The 14,833-nt window shown below is 67.8% G+C and carries 18 protein-coding genes; 12 read left to right on the top strand and 6 right to left on the bottom strand.

From position 1 onward, the window contains the following. On the top strand, nt 1-213 hold a 213-nt coding region (locus tag AC1D2H_RS12130; RefSeq protein ID WP_478011109.1), incomplete at its 5' end, for a CorA family divalent cation transporter. A 528-nt stretch (nt 214-741) separates the two neighbouring features. Beyond that, nucleotides 742-1,611, top strand: coding sequence for a ferritin family protein (locus tag AC1D2H_RS12125; RefSeq protein ID WP_477934901.1), 870 nt, complete (start codon nt 742-744; stop codon nt 1,609-1,611). Nucleotides 1,612-1,621: 10 nt separating this feature from the next. Here the strand turns inward: AC1D2H_RS12125 and AC1D2H_RS12120 are convergent, their stop codons facing one another. The 3 genes from AC1D2H_RS12120 to AC1D2H_RS12110 are packed head-to-tail and all read right to left on the bottom strand — an operon-like array spanning nt 1,622 to nt 3,718. Then, entirely contained in the window at nt 1,622-2,488 is an 867-nt protein-coding gene (locus tag AC1D2H_RS12120) for a hypothetical protein (RefSeq protein WP_478011108.1), read from the bottom strand. Between the two features lie 10 nt (nt 2,489-2,498). Continuing rightward, complete coding sequence (locus tag AC1D2H_RS12115) at nt 2,499-3,368, bottom strand: ABC transporter ATP-binding protein (RefSeq protein WP_478011107.1); 870 nt, start codon at nt 3,366-3,368, stop codon at nt 2,499-2,501. Then, nucleotides 3,365-3,718 (bottom strand): GntR family transcriptional regulator, encoded by a 354-nt coding sequence (locus AC1D2H_RS12110; RefSeq protein ID WP_477934896.1) that lies wholly within the window; start codon nt 3,716-3,718, stop codon nt 3,365-3,367. The genes AC1D2H_RS12115 and AC1D2H_RS12110 overlap by 4 nt, the downstream gene beginning before the upstream one ends. A 190-nt stretch (nt 3,719-3,908) precedes the next feature. On the opposite strand from AC1D2H_RS12110, the gene AC1D2H_RS12105 reads away from it, so the two are divergent. From AC1D2H_RS12105 to AC1D2H_RS12075, 7 genes are all read left to right on the top strand, one after another. Then, a complete protein-coding gene (locus tag AC1D2H_RS12105; protein WP_477934886.1) occupies nt 3,909-4,736 on the top strand; it encodes a transglutaminase-like domain-containing protein in 828 nt (275 codons plus the stop codon). Next, on the top strand, nt 4,733-5,455 hold the full coding sequence (locus AC1D2H_RS12100) for a proteasome-type protease (RefSeq protein WP_477934884.1): 723 nt from the start codon (nt 4,733-4,735) through the stop codon (nt 5,453-5,455). Before AC1D2H_RS12105 ends, AC1D2H_RS12100 begins: the two co-directional genes overlap by 4 nt. A gap of 202 nt (nt 5,456-5,657) precedes the next feature. Continuing rightward, entirely contained in the window at nt 5,658-6,899 is a 1,242-nt protein-coding gene (locus tag AC1D2H_RS12095; protein ID WP_478011112.1) for a tyrosinase family protein, read from the top strand. A 27-nt stretch (nt 6,900-6,926) separates the two neighbouring features. Next, entirely contained in the window at nt 6,927-7,943 is a 1,017-nt protein-coding gene (locus AC1D2H_RS12090; RefSeq protein WP_478011106.1) for a hypothetical protein, read from the top strand. A 7-nt stretch (nt 7,944-7,950) separates the two neighbouring features. Continuing rightward, entirely contained in the window at nt 7,951-9,540 is a 1,590-nt protein-coding gene (locus AC1D2H_RS12085) for an SCO family protein (RefSeq protein ID WP_478011105.1), read from the top strand. Then, nucleotides 9,537-9,683 carry a PEP-CTERM sorting domain-containing protein gene (locus AC1D2H_RS12080; RefSeq protein WP_478011104.1) on the top strand — a complete coding sequence of 49 codons (147 nt, stop codon included), beginning with the start codon at nt 9,537-9,539 and terminating at the stop codon, nt 9,681-9,683. Before AC1D2H_RS12085 ends, AC1D2H_RS12080 begins: the two co-directional genes overlap by 4 nt. A gap of 89 nt (nt 9,684-9,772) precedes the next feature. After that, complete coding sequence (locus AC1D2H_RS12075; protein WP_477934876.1) at nt 9,773-10,057, top strand: hypothetical protein; 285 nt, start codon at nt 9,773-9,775, stop codon at nt 10,055-10,057. A 59-nt stretch (nt 10,058-10,116) separates the two neighbouring features. On the opposite strand, the gene AC1D2H_RS12070 is transcribed toward AC1D2H_RS12075, so the two are convergent. Then, nucleotides 10,117-10,989, bottom strand: coding sequence for a transglutaminase-like domain-containing protein (locus tag AC1D2H_RS12070; RefSeq protein WP_478011103.1), 873 nt, complete (start codon nt 10,987-10,989; stop codon nt 10,117-10,119). A gap of 5 nt (nt 10,990-10,994) precedes the next feature. Next, nucleotides 10,995-11,558, bottom strand: coding sequence for a hypothetical protein (locus AC1D2H_RS12065; protein ID WP_478011102.1), 564 nt, complete (start codon nt 11,556-11,558; stop codon nt 10,995-10,997). Between the two features lie 260 nt (nt 11,559-11,818). Between AC1D2H_RS12065 and AC1D2H_RS12060 the strand changes: the two genes are divergently transcribed. The 3 genes from AC1D2H_RS12060 to AC1D2H_RS12050 all read left to right on the top strand — a co-directional run bounded on the left by AC1D2H_RS12060 (nt 11,819) and on the right by AC1D2H_RS12050 (nt 14,172). Continuing rightward, a complete protein-coding gene (locus AC1D2H_RS12060) occupies nt 11,819-12,565 on the top strand; it encodes a trypsin-like peptidase domain-containing protein (protein ID WP_477934870.1) in 747 nt (248 codons plus the stop codon). Between the two features lie 100 nt (nt 12,566-12,665). After that, nucleotides 12,666-13,397: a Crp/Fnr family transcriptional regulator gene (locus AC1D2H_RS12055; RefSeq protein ID WP_478011101.1), complete on the top strand. Its 732-nt coding sequence runs from the start codon at nt 12,666-12,668 to the stop codon at nt 13,395-13,397. A gap of 52 nt (nt 13,398-13,449) precedes the next feature. Beyond that, on the top strand, nt 13,450-14,172 hold the full coding sequence (locus tag AC1D2H_RS12050) for a Crp/Fnr family transcriptional regulator (RefSeq protein ID WP_477934867.1): 723 nt from the start codon (nt 13,450-13,452) through the stop codon (nt 14,170-14,172). Between the two features lie 21 nt (nt 14,173-14,193). Here the strand turns inward: AC1D2H_RS12050 and AC1D2H_RS12045 are convergent, their stop codons facing one another. Beyond that, on the bottom strand, nt 14,194-14,697 hold the full coding sequence (locus tag AC1D2H_RS12045) for a fasciclin domain-containing protein (protein WP_478011100.1): 504 nt from the start codon (nt 14,695-14,697) through the stop codon (nt 14,194-14,196). Nucleotides 14,698-14,833: the final 136 nt, after the last annotated feature.

The following is a 14,833-nucleotide window of genomic DNA, read 5'->3' as shown; positions in this document are numbered from 1 at the left end:
ATCAACATCAACCAGAACAAGATCATCAAGATCTTCTCGGTGGCCAGCGTCGCCTTGCTGCCGCCCACCTTGATCGCATCCATCTACGGCATGAACTTCAAGAACATGCCGGAGCTGGAGTCGAGCTGGGGCTATCCCTTCGCCCTCGTGCTGATGCTGCTGTCCGTTGCCGCCCCCTTCATCTACTTCCGCCGCAAGGGCTGGCTGAAATAGGCCTGCCAAAAAGAAGGCCCGCGTCGTGATGACGCGAGCCTTGGGTCATAAAAGCGGTCGCAGAACGCCTCGAAGCCAACGAGGGAGGGAGGGAGGAGGAGGAGAACGGCTTGCGAGATTGCAGCTCTGAATATCAGAGAGGTTGCGCGACCTAAATTCCTGGTTGAACGGACAGTACGAGTCGAGGTGGACTCGGGTTTTCACTGGGTGTGTAGCTTGAGAGTGGGCACCGAGTGCGGAATTCCAAGGCGCTGTACCGGGTTCCTGTGACGATTGTTGTCGTCGCCATGGGCTGTCTTGCACCCCTGCGCGCCGCGATGGCAGGATTACAAACAGTAGGACGTGTAAGCCGCTTTGTCGAATATTTCTGGCCGTGTCCTGGGCTGCGGCTTGCGCCAAGGCGGGAAGGCACTGCGTTTGCCGGGGTTACCGCAGGGCGTGCCTGCCTGGATGGCCTTGGCGCCGTAGGGCCGGAAATGACACGCCGGCGCGAACTTTTAGAATCCCACGTCTAAACGAGGACCCGACATGCTTTACCCCGAACTGTTCAAGCAACTCGAAGCCGTGCGCTGGAACATGGACAAGGACATTCCCTGGGACAAGTTCGACGCCAGCCAGCTGACCGATGAACAGGCCCAGACGATCAAGATGAACGCCATCACCGAGTGGTCGGCCCTGCCCGCCACCGAGATGTTCCTGCGCGACAACCGCGAGGACAGCGATTTCTCGGCCTTCATGTCGGTCTGGTTCTTCGAGGAGCAGAAGCACAGCCTGGTCCTGATCGAGTACCTGAAGCGTTTCCGCCCCGACCTCGTGCCCACCGAGGCCGAGTTGCACGAAGTGCGCTTCGACTTCGACCCCGCCCCGGCGCTGGAAACGCTGATGATGCATTTCTGCGGCGAGATCCGCCTGAACCACTGGTACCGCCGCGCCTCCGAATGGCACAACGAGCCGGTCATCAAGGCCATCTACGAGACCCTGTCGCGTGACGAGGCCCGCCATGGCGGCGCCTACCTGCGCTACATGAAGCGCGCTATGGTCAAGTTCGGTGATGAGGCGCGCGCCGCCTTCGCCAAGGTGGGTGTGCTGATGGCCAGCGCCCGCCGCACGGCCCAGGCCCTGCATCCGACCAATCTGCACGTCAACGCCAAGCTTTTCCCGCGCGACACCATCCAGAGCCGCCTGCCCGACCCCGAGTGGCTGGAGCGCTGGCTGGACACGCAGATCCAGTTCGACTCCGTCTGGGAGAACAAGGTCGTCGAGCGCATCCTGCACAACATGAGCCTGCTGATGGACCGCAGCTTCGCGACCGTGCAGGAGCTCAACCGCTTCCGCAAGGAAATGGCGGCACGCATCGTGCCGCTATCGGCTGAAGGCTTGGCCGGCAAGCCGGCCTGATCAGCCTCGTTCAGCCACCGCGCGAGCGCTTCACCACCACCAGGGCGAAGCCCGCGGCGGCCACGGCCATCCAGCCGACGAACGACAGCGAGGCCAGTTCCGCCAGCGACCGGCCCAGGTCGGCGACCATCGCGGCCCCCAGGCTGTCCTCGGACTGCAGCGTGCGCATCAGCGCATGGCCGTCGTACACCAGCGAGTGGTTGATGTGCTGGTTCAGGTCCATCAGCGCATTCAGCGGCCAGTCGATGCCATAGACGTTGTGCATCACGGCAGTGGCCACGCCGCCGCCCACCAGCACCAGCGGCACGCCCAGTCGCTTGAGCCAGGCCGAAGCCGCCATCAGCACCATGATCACCGGCAGCAGCCACAGCGTCAGCAGCACGGTGCCAACCATGCCGCGCAGCAGCAGCGGTGTGGCGGCCGCCAGCACTTCGCCCCAGTTCAGTCCGAACGCGCTGCCCCAACCGAACTTGATGCCGAGGCCCGTCAGCGCGATCGGCAGCCCGAACAGCGTGCCGATGATGGCCCCGCCCACCGGGGCCAGCCAGGCATGGGCCAGCACCGTGGAGACGATGCTCTCGCTGGGCCGCCCGGGCAGTGACAGCCAGAACTCGATGGAGCGGTCCTGCGCGTCGCGCCGCGCCAGGCCGGGCAACTGGAACAGCGCCACCAGCAGGCAGATCGCGTAGACGATGCAGCCGCTGGCCACCAGCACGATCAGCGCAATCAGCTCCGGGGGAATGCTGGGGCTGCCGTCCATGTGGCCGAACGGCAGCATGCCCAGAAAGAGGATGGGGGGCGCGAAAGCGGCGATCAGCCAGCCAAGCTTGTGCTGCATCCACTCGCGCAGCAGCAGGGTGGGGATATGGGTTTTCATCACGTTTCCTTCAGGCTTGCTTGCCGTTCAGCGCCGGGTTGCGGGTCAGCGCCATGAAGAGGTCGACGAGGCTGGGGCGCACGCGCTGGCCCAGGCTCGTGATGTGCTCGGGCGGCGCGCCGTCGAACAGCGACGTCGTGCGCCCCTGCTCGCGGTAGCGCAGCAGCGGGTGGGCGGCGGCCATCGCATCGGCGGCGGCCGGGTCGTGGTTCAGCGCCACGAAGCGGCGGTCGATGTCCTCCAGGCTGATGGACAGCGCCACGCGCCCCTCGTCCAGCATGATCACGTCGCTCAGCAGCGCCTCGACCTCCTCGACCTGGTGGGTCGAGATCAGCACGCTGCGCTCGCCATCGCACCACTCGTCGATGAGCATCTCGTAGAAGCTCTTGCGCGACACCACGTCCAGGCCCAGCGTCGGCTCGTCCAGGATCATCAGCTTGGCGTCGATGGCGGCGATCAGTGCCAGGTGGGTCTGGGCCACCATGCCCTTGGACAGGCTCTTGACCTTGTCGCCCTCGCCGACGCTGGTGCGCTTGAGCAGGGCCCGGGCGCGCTCGGCGGAGAACTTGGGCTGCAGCCGCGTCATCAGCGTGATCAGCTCATGCACGCGTGCCCAGCGCGGCAGCACGGCCACGTCGGGGATGTAGCTCAGCTCGGTCAGCAGCTGCTGGCGGTGCTTGGTGGGCTCCATGCCCAGCACGCTCATTTCGCCCTGCACCGGCAGCAGGCCGACCATGGCCTTCATCAGCGAGGTCTTGCCCGCGCCGTTGTGGCCCAGCAGGCCGACGACCCGGCCCTTGGGCACGGTGACGGAGACGTCGTTCAGCGCGGTTTTCTTGCCGTAGCGCAGCGAGACGTTCTTGACTTCGATGAGGTTCATGTCGACTCCCAGTTCAGATCCTTGGCATTCAGGCCCAGGCGCTTGAGCTTGGCGCGCAGCGCCGGCCAGTCCTTCTGCAGGAACTGTTCGCGTTCCTGGCGCAGCAGGCGCTCGCGGGCGCCCGTCATGACGAACATGCCCAGGCCGCGGCGCGACTCGATCAGGCCGTGATCGCTGAGCGCCTGCAGCGCCCGCGTGACCGTCAGCGGGTTGATGACGTATTGGCTGGCGAGCATGCGCACAGAGGGCAGGGCCTCGCCTTCCGGGGGGCTGCCGTCGAGCAGTTGCACGGCCAGACGGTCGGCCAGCTGCTGGTAGATCGGCGCCTGGTCAGTCCAGGTGGGAGTCATGGGAGCTCCGAGGTGTGTTGCTGATGTAGCACACCATATCTCCGCCCCCGGGGGGGACCTAGCGCGGCGCGACAGACTGCAGATTTGGGGGGATGAGCCGTTCCGGTGACTCGTCCTGCGCGCTGTGTACGCTGCCAGACAGACGGCCGGACGATGGCCGGTCATCCTTGTCGTTTGCCAAGGACCCAGCATGCAGTTCCGCGTCGGATTCGAGATGGTTCATCACTGCGAACAGCCCACGCCGATGATCCTGCAGCTCAGCATCCACTACTCCCGCGCGTCGGACCTGGTCCGCCCCGACCATCTGCTGACCAGTCCCTCCGTGCCGGTCACTGCCTACCGCGACCTGTTCGGCAACTGGTGCAGCCGCCTCGTTGCTCCCGCAGGGCGCTTCACCCTCAGCACCGATGCCATCGTCAACGACAGCGGCCTGGCCGACATCGTGGCGCCCGACGCGCAACAGAACCCCGTCGAGACGCTGCCGGAGTCGACCTTGGTCTATCTGCTGGGCAGCCGCTACTGCGAGACCGATCAACTTTCAGAGATCGCCTGGAAGCGCTTCGCCGACGGCCCCACGGGCTGGGCACGCGTGCAGGCAATCTGCGATTTCGTGCACGGGCACATCGAGTTCGGCTACGAGCATGCGCGCCGCACCCGTACGGCGCTGGAGGCCTACAACGAAGGCGAGGGCGTCTGCCGCGACTATGCGCATCTGGCCATCGCCCTGTGCCGATGCATGAACATCCCGGCGCGCTACTGCACCGGCTATCTCGGCGACTACGGCACGCCGCAGCCCTGGGGCACGATGGACTTTGCCGGCTGGTTCGAGGCCTACCTGGGCGACCGCTGGTACACCTTCGACGCCCGCAACAACGTGCCGCGCATCGGGCGGGTGCTGATCGCGCGTGGCCGTGACGCCAGCGACGTCGCACTGTCGAGCACCTTCGGCCCCAACCGGCTGGAGAGCTTCCGGGTGTGGGCCGATGTGGTCGAGGCCGCCGAGGCGGGCGCGCAATGACCTACTGTGTCGGCGTCAAGTTGGACGACGGCCTGATCTTCGCCAGCGACTCCCGCACCCATGCCGGTGTCGACAACTACGCCAGCTTCTGCAAGATGACCGTCTTCGAGCGCGCTGGCGACCGCGTGCTGGTGCTGCTCAGCTCGGGCGACCTTGCCGCCACGCAGGCGGTGATCGGTGTGCTGCGGCAGCGGGCAGCGGCGGGCGCGCCGCACATCTGGTCGGTGACGTCGATGTTCGATGTCGCCAACCTGGTCGCCGACGCGATGCGCGACATCGAGCGCCGTGACGGGCCTTTCCTGGAAAGCGGCGGCCTCAAGTTCAACGCCTCGTTCATCCTCGGTGGGCAGATTGCCGGCGAGGACATGCGCCTCTTCCGCATCTACGCCGAAGGCAACTTCATCGAGGCCGGCACCGAGACCACCTTCCTGCAGACGGGCGAGGCCAAGTACGGCAAGCCCATCCTCGACCTCGCGGTCACGCACGGCGCGAGCATGGAAGACGCGACCAAATGCGTGCTCGTCTCCTACGACTCGACGATGCTCAGCAATCTGTCCGTGGGCATGCCCATCGACCTGCTGTGCTACGCGCGCGATTCACTCAACGTCAGCATGAAGCGCCGCTTCGATGCCGGCGACCCCTACTTCGAGGTGCTCAAGCGCCACTGGATTGCCGGCACCCGCCGGGTCTTTCACGAACTGCCTGCATTGGTGTGGTGAGCTGGGGCGATTGACTTCACACCGGGCACGCCGAGCCGCATGGCCGTCGCCTTTGGGATAGTCATGGCGTGCAGGCACGGTCGCCGCGGTTTCCCTCGCGGTTCTCCACGATTGTGTGGATGCCCTCGTCTCAGTCCCCTCCTAGGATGCAGCGCAACAAGGCCCGGACAACACCGTGGTCGTGCACAGGGAGGAAGGCGGCATGCGCATCGACTTCAACGTCAACAACAGCGCAAGCGAGTCAGCTCGCTATCTCACGTGGGCGCCGTCGCCGCTGCGCCTGCGGCTGCTGGAGGCGCCGATCGGCGTGGGCGTGCAGGTGACGCTGTCGGAGGCGCGGCAGCCCGACGGCGGCTCGATCCGCTTCTGCGCCACGCCGGACGGCACGTTCACGACGACGCTCAAGGTCAAGCTGCCCACCAACGGCACGTCGCAGACCGTCTACGTGCGCGGCAAGTTCGGTTCCCCCAGCAAGGCGGACCGCGACGTCAGCATCGTCGTCTCCACGCTGGACACCGAGGTCGGTCGCCTGCCGGTGATGGTCAGGGTGCGCAGGAACGCCGACCTGCTGACCGCCGGCGAGCGCGCCCGCTTCATCGGCGCGATGGCCAAGCTCAACAACAAGGGCACCGGGCGCTTTGCCGACTTCCGCAATATGCACGTGGCGGGAGCGGCGAGCGACCAGGCCCACGGCGCGTCGGGCTTCCTGCCCTGGCATCGCGCCTACCTGCTGGACCTGGAGCGCGAACTGCAGGCCATCGACCGCTCCGTGACGCTGCCGTACTGGCGCTTCGACAAGGCGTCCCCCAACCTGTTCACCCGGGACTTCATCGGTGTGCCCGACTCGCTCGGCACCGTGCAGTTCAGCCCGTCCAACCCGCTGCAGTTCTGGGCGACCGACGGCGTGCAGGGCATCGCGCGGCGCCAGCTCGGTGCCAGCCCCGGCAGTGCCTCCAGCCCCTCAGTCCGCACCGAGGCGCAGACGCTGGCTCTGGGCAACACCTACCGGCTTTTCAAGGCATTGGAGGGCAATCCCCACGGCAGTGCCCATGTCAGCTATTTCAGCGGCAGCATCTCGTCCATCTCCACCGCGGCGAAGGACCCGTTGTTCTTCCTGCTGCATTGCAATGTCGACCGCCTGTGGGCCAGGTGGCAGGCGCAGGATGTGCGGCGCTACAAGGATTCGGAGGCCACGGCCTACGACCCCGGAACCCCTGCTGGCAACCTGCTCATCGGCCACAACCTGCCGGACTCGCTGTGGCCCTGGGGCGGCGACGTGACGCCGCCGCGGCCATCGACGGCGCCCGGCGGCGCGATGGCGAGCTCGGCCTGCGTCTCGGCGCCCGGCGCCGTGCCGCGGGTCAGGGATATGCTCGATTTCCAAGGCGTTGCGAACAGCGGCGCCAAGCTGGGCTTTGCGTACGACGACGTCGCCGCGGCCTGACACCCCCTGCATTCGGAGCGCAACATCATGGTGACTGCCAAGACCGCAAAGCGCACGGGGGCCAAGACGACGGCCCGCAAGAAGCCCGCGGCAAAAACCGCCTTCTCGGGCAATCCAGCGCATCTCAAGAGCGCTGCGCCGAAAGCGACGCCCGCCGTGACCGTCAAGAAGGCTGTCAAAAAGGCGATCGTGAAGGCGGTCGTGAAGAGGGCCGCGCTCCCGAGGCCGATGTCGGCGGCCGATGCGCTGTCCGATGCTGGCGCCACGCTCAAGCAGCGCCTGGCCGCACTCATCCGCCTCGGCCCGGACGTGACCGGCAGCAAGAGGAGCTTTGACGCGGTCTGCAAGCTGCTGCGGGATGGCGGCGGCAACCCGCAGCTGCGCAACGCGGCACTGATGGCCTTGCAGGCCGCGGCCTTCGATCCCGTCACGTTCGCCAAGTACCGGGCCACTTACTTGGCCGTGCTGCGCGAGCTGCGCGGCGACGCCGACCCCGAGATGCGCCAGCGCGCCTTCGGCCTGCTGGCCCGCGAGCAGGACGCCGACACCCAGGCCCTGCTGCTGGACGGCCTGGAGAACCCCGCCAGGGCCTTGCTGCCGCCCGAGAAGGCGCTGCAGCTCCTCAGCTACGACCCCCACGCCGGCGCCTACGCGGTGGCGAGGAAGATCGAGAAGCAGCCCCCCAATGCACTGGCCCGGCGCGAGGCACTGCGCGTGCTGGCCGCCGACGGCAACTCGGTGGACCTGTTCGAGGGCGTGCTGAAGGACAAGAAGGAATCCATGGAGCTGCGCCAGATTGCCGCCAGCGCGCTGAACCACCTCGCGCCCCGGCGCATGCAGCAGTGCGCGCGCCTCATCGCGATGGACGACTCCGACAGCGATGACGCAAGAGCCGTCGGCCTCACGGCGCTGTCCCAGTTCGGCGAAGAGTCGGCGCTCGCGTCCGACGCGACGCTGATGAAGAAGGTCGAGACCCTCGGCCAGAACACCGCTGACGCCGGCCTGAAGACGGCCGTCTTGAGCTTCAAGGGCCGCTACAGCTGAGGCCACCGTGTCGACCGCTTCGCTGCCATGGACGCCGGAGCGGTTGAAGGCGGAGGTCTTGGCTGCCTGCGCGCTGGAGACTGCCGGGTCGCGCACGCAGGCGCTCGTGGCGCTGCTGCAGGAAGAGCACATCGCCTATGCCGAGTGCAGCTCGGCCGAGGTGGCCCGCCGGCGCGGCTGGGTGCTGGTGGCCCTCGGCCGCGAGCCACTGGGCGACGCGGCCCTGCCCCTGGTGCTGGAGGAGATGCAGACCGGCCACCAGCCCTACGTCCTCGCGGCGGCGGCCCGCGCCCTGCGCAGCGCAGGCCAGCCTCAGCCGGCGTTTGCAGGCTGCCTGCTGCGTGCACTGCAAACCCTGGCCCGCCGTGACGACTTCGTGGACCTGGACCAATGGGGCGGCGCGGCAGCCACCATGGACGCCCGCACCGCCTTGGCGGAAGCCCTCGACACGCTGCGCTGGATGGGCCCGCAGGCGAAGGGCATCAAGCCCGCGCTGACAGCGTTGGCCGCCGAGTCGGCCGGCTTGGCCGACGACCATCGCGAGGCGTTGGCGGGCATCCTTCAGGCACTGCCCGATGCGGCTGACGATGAAGAGGAGGCCAACTGCTGCGCGTTGCCGCCGCTGTGGCGCCGCCGTGCGCGCGAGGCCAGCCTCGCCGCACCGGCGGCATCGGTGAGCTTCGAAGACCAGGATGGCGCCGCCCATGCGTGGAACGACGTTTTTGTCGGCCGACCCAGCGTGGTGGCCTTCTTCTACACGCGTTGCGACAACGAGCGCAAATGCTCGCTCACCGTCGCCAAGCTGGCCCAATTGCAGAAGCTGCTGGCAGGCGCCGACGCGGCCGTCAACCTGGTGGCCATCACCTACGACCCCGAGTTCGACCTGCCGCATCGCCTGCGCGGCTACGCCGAAAGCCGCGGCCTCGTGCCGGGACCGCACTGCCGGCTGCTGCGCTCCACCGGGGGGCTTGGTGCACTGCAGGTCCACTTCGGCCTCGGCGTGGGCTTCGCGGGCTCGCTGGTCAACCGGCACCGCATCGAGGTCTACCTGCTCGACGCCAGCGGTCGCATCCGTGCAGCCCATGAGCGCCTGGATTGGGATCCAGCCGAGATTGCCGCCGAGATTCAGCAGCTCACGGTGGCCGCGCCGGCCGCCGAACCCGCCCGGCCCAGGGCGGCGACCGTGGCTGGCGCTGCACCCACGCTGTGGGCGCTGCTGCTGGCGCTGCTGCCCAAGTGTCCCGTCTGCGGCGCTGCTTACCTGAGCACCACGGGGCTGATGGCGTTGCCCCAAGTGCCCGGCTGGGAGCGGTACTGGCCGCTGCTGCTGCTCGCCCTGATCGTGAACCTCAGCGCCATGGCCTGGATCGCACGCGTGCGCCGGCACTGGGGCCCGCTGGCCTGGACGGTGGCCGGCACCCTGCTGCTCGTCATCGCAGGTCTCGCCCTCGGCCAGCAGGCCGGCCTCATCGGCGGTGCCGCGCTGACGGCCATCGGCTCGCTGCTCGCCGTGCTGGGTGTGCGGCGCTCAGGTGCCGGCCGTGCCGGCCTGACCCTTGGCGACGGCCAGTCAACCTCGCCAACGAGTCCGACATGACGCTGGATGGGCTGTGGACGCTCAACGCGCGCGTGGCCGGCGTCAGCGCCGCGAGCCCGGTTCCCGAGGCGAGCAGCACGGCGCTGCTGATGTCCGGCCTGGCCCTGATGGGGTGGGTCGCAAGGCGTCGTACGCGCTCGTGACAGCGGTGGCTGACGCGTTGTACGCGCAACGGCCGTCGAGTTTCTGGGCAGGCTCACCTGGTGAGCCTGCCCCCGGACACGATGGCGGCATGACCGAAGCCCTCAACCCCAGCGTGCCGTCACGTTTCGCCCCAGCTGATCACAACGGCATCCTGGCCCGCGTGCCGGGCCAGTACATCGCCCAGGCCAGCAAATCCCTGCCGGATCCGGCCTGCGCACTCGACGACGAGATGTGCGTCGAGATCGATGCCGCACCGACGGGACGCGTGCGCCTGACGTTCAGGAAGCAGCGCTACAGCAGGCCGCGCGGCAAGATTGCCTACTTCTCCTGGCTCTGCCGCCACGCCGAGCCTGTCGCGCCAGCTGGCGAGTGAGGCCGGGGCTCGAACCTTGTCGGCTCGCCCGGAGCCCAGTGGCTGGCCGCGCTCGACCGTCAGGCCGCGCTGGCATCCGTGGAGAGTGCCATGTCGCTGTGATGCGGCAGCACCAGGCCGGCGGCAGGGTCTTCGTGGGCGGTCGTGCGTATCCACGGTGCCCATGAGTTGACGGTGCCGAAGATGGTGGCGAAGGCGACGTCGGCGGCGTCGCGCCCCGTGCCGAAGCGCACGAGGCCCATCGGGATCGCGGTGCCGGAGGGGTCGAAGATGTACCAGCGCCCGCCGAGATACACCTCGGCATAGGCGTGGAAGTCGGGTGGGCCGAGTGCAGGATCGGCGCCGTAGTCCGTGCCGGTCGCGAACCGGGCGGGGATGTTCAAGGCCCGGCACAGCGCGACCATCAGGTGCGTGAAATCGCGGCAGACACCGCTGCGCTCGATCAGGGTGTCGACCGCCGACGTGGTCGAGGTCGACGTGTTCGACGTGAACGACACCCGGCTCCGTATCCACTCCGCGATGGCCTGCACGCGGCTGTGCCCTGGCGCGATCTCACCGAACTCGGCCCTCGCGAGCTTGATCAGGCGATCGGACTGGCAGTAGCGGCTGGGATAGATGTACTGCAGCACGTCGAGCGGCAGCTGGTGGACCGCGACTTCGGGCAGGTCCGCCGGGTGATCCATGCGATGGGACAGGTCCACGGTGGCCTGATAGCGGATCTCGAGATCCCCGGGAGCCGCCTGAAGGCGCAGGTGCCGGTTGCCGGTGCTGGGGTCGGTCTGAATATTCAACTCGACGCCCTGGTTCACCTGCAGGTCCTCGGCGAAGACCTTCTGGCACGGCGTGTACGCCGGGTGGATGTTGAAGATGAAGTCGGCACCCGGGGCGCTGACCTCGTACTTCAGCTGGACTTCCAGTTCGATGCGAATCATGCGGCTCAGGTCTTGCCACCCTTGAGGGGTTTGGCGGCAGCCATGCAGCGGGCGCGGGCGTCGGCGGCCAACGCGCTGCATTTCTCGGCAGCCGCCTTGTCATCGGCCCCACGGTGCTCATCGACCGGGGCGGCGGTCATGTGCGGGTCCGGCTTCAGGGCGGCCAGGCCTTTGCTGCGCATGGCCTGGGCCTGCCGGGTGCAGGCGCGCTTGGCATCGCCGGTCTTGTCGTTGCACTGCGTGCGGGCAACGTCGTAGGCGGTATCCAGCTTGACGGCAGCCAGGTAGTCCTGTGACTTGCGTGTGCCGGTGCTTGCCACCACGAGTTCAGCGCGGGTCACCCTTTCCTTGGCGAGGGCCTGTTCGCGGCAGACGTCGCGCGGGTTGCCGACTCGCTGATCGCAGGCCGTCCTGTCGGCGGCGAGGTCGGCGGTGGCGCGTGCGAAGCCGGCATGGAGGTCGGCAAGGCCGATCAGTTCGGCGTGGACAGGGGCAGCGCAGAGCGCGGTGAGCATGCCGGCCGCGACAAGCCGGCCGACAGCGCGCGCGCGCGGCGGCGGGCCGTTCATCAAAGAGATCTTCATGGCGGGTCCTCGGTGTGACCAGCTTGACAGCTTTGCGCCGCCGTGTCGGTTCGATAGCGCACTGAACGCTTTCAAGGGGCGCTTGCGGACCGTGCACCGCTACGTGCGGCAGCGCACCGACGCCTGCAAATCGTGCACGCAGCATGGCGCCGCCGTCGGCCCCGCGAACCGAGAGCTCGGGAACCTTGCCCGGTCTGCCCGGGCCGGTTTGCGCTGGTCGGCGGCGCCACTTTGCCGGAGTCGCCATGTATGCCGTCCAGTCGCGCGCCAACAGCGTGGATCCCCTGCTGCTCGCCTGCGCACAGGTGGAGACTTTCATCGGCCCGCGCGTGTTGACGGCTGCCAGCGGTTTCTTCTTCCAGCGTGGCCCCCATCTGTTCCTGATCACCAGCCGGCATGTGTTGCTGGATATCGGCTCGGACCACCGCCCGCAGCGTGTCGAGTTCTGCCTGCATGCGGCCGGCATCGACCTGACGCATCAGCACCGCATCTCGTTGCCGCTGTATGACGATGGCATACCGCAATGGCGCCAGGCCAGCGACAGCGGGGGCGACGTCGACGTCGCGGCATTGGAGATTCCGGGCATGGCCATGCCTCGCGGCGCGCAGTTCTGCGCCTTCGGCACCCGCCACATCCAGGTGCAGATGCACGCGGTGCGCCTGGGCCAGGCGCTGCTGGTGGCGGGTTTTCCACTGGGCTTCCATGACACGCTGCACCACCTGCCGGTCGTGCGCAGCGCCGTCGTGGCCTCGGCCTTCGGCGTGCGTTTCCAGGGCCAGGGCTGCTTCGTCACCGATGCGCCCCTGCATCGCGGCAGCAGCGGCGCGCCGGTGGTGCGCCACGACCCCGAGGGTGACCCCAGCCTGCCTTGGCAGCTCCTGGGCGTGCACGCGTCGCGCATGGACATGAAGACGCGCGACGCGACCGCGGATGCTTCCCTGGGGCTCAACCTGGCCTGGTATGCCGACGTGCTGCTGGCGCTGACGCAGTGACATGCCGTCCCCGGGTGGCGGCTTATGTGCGCTAACGAACACACGGACGGCCGCGCCCTGGCTAGAGTCACAATTTGTCCGTGACCAGCACAAGGGATAGATGCCTGCACCGCTAGACGCTCTTTCACCCCGCAGCAACCGCCTGCTGGCGGCCCTGCCCGACGAGGAATGGGCACGGTGGTCGGGCCAGCTCGAGTGCGTGCCGCTGGAACTCGGCCAGGTGCTGTACGAGTCCGGCCGGCCGCAAAGCCATGTGTATTTCCCCACCACGGCCATCGTGTCGCTGCTCTATGTGCTGGAGGACGGTGGCTCGGCCGAGATCGCCGTGGTGGGCTACGAAGGCGTCGTCGGCGTGTCGCTCTTCATGGGCGGCGAGACCACGCCCAGCCGGGCCGTCGTGCAGAGCGCGGGGGGCTGCTACCGGCTCAGTGCCGCGACCATCAAGATCGAGTTCAACCGCTACGGCGTGGGCATGCACCTGTTGCTGCGCTACACCCAGGCGCTGCTGACGCAGATGGCGCAGACGGCCGTCTGCAACCGCCACCATCTGCTGGAGCAGCAGCTGTGCCGCTGGCTGCTGCTGAGCCTGGACCGCATCGCCGGCGATGAGCTGGTGATGACGCAGGAGCTGATTGCCAACATGCTGGGCGTGCGTCGGGAAGGCGTCACCGAGGCGGCGCTGAAGCTGCAAAAGCTCGGTCTGATCGACTACGCCCGTGGCCGCATCACGGTGATCGACCGCCTGGGCCTCGAAAAGCGCAGCTGCGAGTGCTACGGCGTCGTCAAGGATGAATACGACCGGCTGCTGAACCGACCGCTGCCACCTCATTAGGCAGCGTGCGTTGGCGCACAGCGCCGCGGGCGGGTCGCGCCCAGACTGGCACATGGCCATCAACCAGTTGCTTGCCCACCTGCCCGCCGCCGAGCAGACACGCCTGCTGAAGCAGAGCATCCAGGTGCCTTTGCGCAGTGGCCAGCGGCTTGCCGTCCAGGACATGCCCGCGCGGACGCTGCTGTTTCCGCTGCACGGCTGCATATCGCTGCTCACGCCGCTGGATGCCCATCCTTTGCTGCAGGTGGGCATGGTGGGCAGCGAGGGTGTGCTGGGTGCCCAGCTGTTGCTGGGCGTGGCCGCCAGCCCGGTGACCGTGCTGGTGCAGCAGGAGGGGCAGGCGTGGGCCATGCCCGCCTCGGTCTTGCGCCAGGAGCTGCCCGCCAGCCCGGGGTTGCGCCGGCTGCTGATGCGCTATCTGCATGTGCAGTTGCGGCAATCGGCCACCGCGTCGGCCTGCCTGCACTTCCATGCACTGCAGGCGCGGCTGGCGCGTTGGTTGCTGATGGGCCAGGACCGTTGCCTGGGCGACGGCTTCGCGGTCACGCAGGAAGCCATGGCCCATCTGCTGGGCGTGCGCCGCGTCGGCGTCACCGTGGCGGCAGGCTGCCTGCAGGCGGCGGGGTTGATTCGCTATCACCGGGGCTGGATCACGGTCAGCGATCGCGCCGGTCTGGAAGGCGCAGCCTGCATCTGCTATCTGCAGGACCGCAGGAGCTACCGCCTGGGCATGAAGTTCTCGCCGGACGCCACCCTGGGTGGCGTGGCGCACTGACGGCGGCGCGGACCTCGGGGTTCAGCCTGAAGCAGGCATCAGCACCGTATCGATCACGTGGATGAGGCCGTTGGACGCCTCCAGATCGCGCTCGACGATGCGGGCTTCGTTCACCCTCAAGCCCTGGGCCGTGTTCATGGCGAGCTCGTCGCCCTGCAGCGACTTCAGCGGCGCGGGCGCGTCGCCGGCGGCGGCCGCCTTCACGCGGCGGGGCACCAGGTGCAGCCTCAGGATGGCGGTCAGCCTGGCCTTGCCTTCGGGCTTGTACAGGTCGATCAGCACTTCCTTGGCCAGCTTGCCAAACGCGAAGTCGTTGGGTGCGAACAAGGTATGCGGGCCCGATGCATTGAATGGGCTGGTCAGGCCGGTGGCCTTGATGGCGGCGATCAAGTGCTTGAAGTGGCCGGTCCTGTGCAGCGTGTCCATCAGGTTCTCCAGCGGCGCGGTCGGGGGAGGTGGCGCGGGGCTGGCGGCGGTGAAGCTCGGCATGACCGAGGCGGTGGCGGTGGTGTTGGCGGAGGTCATGACAGCTTTCGCAGAGGATTCCTGGCCAAGGCTGCACGCGAAACCCATCGCGGTCTGTGCGGTGGCTGCGTTCGCCAACGCACAGACGGTGCCCCTGGGGCCGGCGAGCCTGCACGACCCCTCACTCAACGAAACC

Source organism: Roseateles sp. P1_C1_2 (assembly GCF_056406535.1).
The sequence above is the reverse complement of the archived record's forward strand: the minus strand, read 5'-3'. Positions and strand labels throughout refer to the sequence as shown.

Coding starts and splice junctions, on each gene's coding strand:
- AC1D2H_RS12115 (WP_478011107.1), bottom strand. CDS start 3,368: ATGAACCTCATCGAAGTCAAGAACGTCTCGCTGCGCTACGGCAAGAAA.
- AC1D2H_RS12075 (WP_477934876.1), top strand. CDS start 9,773: ATGACCGAAGCCCTCAACCCCAGCGTGCCGTCACGTTTCGCCCCAGCT.
- AC1D2H_RS12090 (WP_478011106.1), top strand. CDS start 6,927: ATGGTGACTGCCAAGACCGCAAAGCGCACGGGGGCCAAGACGACGGCC.
- AC1D2H_RS12055 (WP_478011101.1), top strand. CDS start 12,666: ATGCCTGCACCGCTAGACGCTCTTTCACCCCGCAGCAACCGCCTGCTG.
- AC1D2H_RS12060 (WP_477934870.1), top strand. CDS start 11,819: ATGTATGCCGTCCAGTCGCGCGCCAACAGCGTGGATCCCCTGCTGCTC.
- AC1D2H_RS12110 (WP_477934896.1), bottom strand. CDS start 3,718: ATGACTCCCACCTGGACTGACCAGGCGCCGATCTACCAGCAGCTGGCC.
- AC1D2H_RS12095 (WP_478011112.1), top strand. CDS start 5,658: ATGCGCATCGACTTCAACGTCAACAACAGCGCAAGCGAGTCAGCTCGC.
- AC1D2H_RS12120 (WP_478011108.1), bottom strand. CDS start 2,488: ATGAAAACCCATATCCCCACCCTGCTGCTGCGCGAGTGGATGCAGCAC.
- AC1D2H_RS12070 (WP_478011103.1), bottom strand. CDS start 10,989: ATGATTCGCATCGAACTGGAAGTCCAGCTGAAGTACGAGGTCAGCGCC.
- AC1D2H_RS12125 (WP_477934901.1), top strand. CDS start 742: ATGCTTTACCCCGAACTGTTCAAGCAACTCGAAGCCGTGCGCTGGAAC.
- AC1D2H_RS12065 (WP_478011102.1), bottom strand. CDS start 11,558: ATGAACGGCCCGCCGCCGCGCGCGCGCGCTGTCGGCCGGCTTGTCGCG.
- AC1D2H_RS12080 (WP_478011104.1), top strand. CDS start 9,537: ATGACGCTGGATGGGCTGTGGACGCTCAACGCGCGCGTGGCCGGCGTC.
- AC1D2H_RS12045 (WP_478011100.1), bottom strand. CDS start 14,697: ATGACCTCCGCCAACACCACCGCCACCGCCTCGGTCATGCCGAGCTTC.
- AC1D2H_RS12105 (WP_477934886.1), top strand. CDS start 3,909: ATGCAGTTCCGCGTCGGATTCGAGATGGTTCATCACTGCGAACAGCCC.
- AC1D2H_RS12050 (WP_477934867.1), top strand. CDS start 13,450: ATGGCCATCAACCAGTTGCTTGCCCACCTGCCCGCCGCCGAGCAGACA.
- AC1D2H_RS12100 (WP_477934884.1), top strand. CDS start 4,733: ATGACCTACTGTGTCGGCGTCAAGTTGGACGACGGCCTGATCTTCGCC.